Origin of the sequence: Massilia sp. CT11-108, assembly GCF_047302915.1 — a bacterium.
In the GTDB taxonomy this organism is placed as follows: domain Bacteria; phylum Pseudomonadota; class Gammaproteobacteria; order Burkholderiales; family Burkholderiaceae_D; genus Telluria; species Telluria orientalis.
In genome coordinates this window covers 1-741 of the sequence record NZ_JBKYMO010001090.1, presented here as the reverse complement: position 1 = coordinate 741, position 741 = coordinate 1, and the positions used below count along the sequence as shown (strand labels likewise).

1 protein-coding gene is annotated in these 741 nt (G+C 72.3%); it reads left to right on the top strand.

Annotated elements, in window-relative coordinates:
- Positions 1-628, top strand: a 628-nt coding sequence (locus ACEN88_RS33325; RefSeq protein ID WP_413346605.1) for an HlyD family secretion protein, incomplete at its 5' end; no start/stop codon positions are given.
- Positions 629-741 lie beyond the last annotated feature (113 nt).

Genomic DNA, 741 nt, shown 5'->3' with positions numbered 1-741 from the left:
GCTCGCCCGCGCCACCCGCGCGCAGACCGTCGCCGCGGCCGAGCAGGCACGCGCGGCACTGGAGATCTCGCGCCAGAACCTGCGCACCGTGGAGGTCAACCGCGCGTCGCTGGACGCGGCGGTCGCGAACGCGGAGGCGGCCGTGCGGCTGGCCGAGATCGACCTGTCCAATACCCGCATCGTCGCGCCGCGCGACGGCCAGCTGGGGCAGGTCAGCGTGCGCCTCGGCGCGTTCGTCAACGCGGGCGCCCAGCTGACGGCGCTCGTGCCGCAGACGATGTGGGTCGTGGCCAACATGAAGGAGACGCAGATGGCCGACGTCCGGCTGGGCCAGCCCGTTACGTTCACCGTCGACGCGCTGAATCACGCGAAGCTGCGCGGCCACGTCGAGCAGATCTCCCCGGCCACGGGGTCCGAGTTTTCCGTGATCGTGCCGGACAATGCGACGGGTAACTTCGTCAAGATCGCCCAGCGGATTCCGGTCCGCATCAGCATCGACCCGAACCAGGAACTGGCCACACGGCTGCGGCCCGGGATGTCGGTGGTGGCCAGCATCGACACGAAGGCCGGTAGGGTGGGCGCCCCCGCGCCCACGCGTACGCCCGGGTCCACGGGGAACGCTCGATGAAGCGGGGGCTCATGCTCGCCATCTGCGCCGCGCTGCTGGCCGGCTGCCGCATCCCCGTGCCGCCGCCGCCGCAGGCGACCTTGAACGTGCCGCCCGCGTGGCGGGGCCAGGTC